Raw genomic sequence first — 651 nt, forward strand, 5'->3', positions numbered from 1 at the left:
GGTTCTGGCGTGATTCAGGCGAGCGTTACCATCACGCTTACTGGGATAAGTTCGATAATGTTTGGCATCATGGCGACGATGTAGAAAAAAGTGAGGTTGGCGGTTTTGTCTTTTATGGCCGTAGTGACACCACTCTTAATCCAGGTGGCGTCAGAATTGGTACCGCAGAAATTTACCAACAGGTGAATGCTATTGATGGCATCGTCGACTCCATCGCGGTTGGGAAAGAAGTGGATCGAAATGAACAGATCTGGCTTTTTGTTCAATTAGAAAGCCAAGATGAGTTGGATGATGAGTTAATCGGCAGCATTAAAGCGCAGCTGAAATCGGCCTGTTCACCACGCCATGTGCCGAGTGCCATTTTCGCCATCAGCGATATTCCGAAAACGCGATCAGGCAAACTGGTAGAACTTGCCGTCAAGCAAGTAGTCAATGGTCGACAAGTTGAAAACTTAGGCGCAATTGCCAATCCAGAGATACTACAAGAGATTCAAACCGCGATATCAGCTTAGATGCCACCCACAAAAAAGCGAGCACCTTGGCTCGCTTTTTTTAATCTTTTTGGCAAATTAACGGCGACCAACGCCCATTAATACCGACATGGTTTGTCCATCAGAGGTGATATCGAACACTTTTTTCGCTTCAACATCG

1 protein-coding gene and 1 pseudogene are annotated in these 651 nt (G+C 46.1%); one reads left to right on the forward strand and one right to left on the reverse strand.

Translation table 11 applies throughout. From position 1 onward, the window contains the following. Positions 1 to 512: AMP-binding enzyme (locus R7Z77_RS26155; RefSeq protein WP_411913220.1), on the forward strand; the 512-nt coding region annotated here is incomplete at its 5' end. Between the two features lie 57 nt (positions 513 to 569). On the opposite strand, the pseudogene R7Z77_RS26160 reads toward R7Z77_RS26155, so the two are convergent. Then, positions 570 to 651: pseudogene (locus tag R7Z77_RS26160) on the reverse strand (SAM-dependent methyltransferase); the annotation flags it as partial.

It is taken from the genome of Vibrio sp. 1401, from assembly GCF_033340295.1.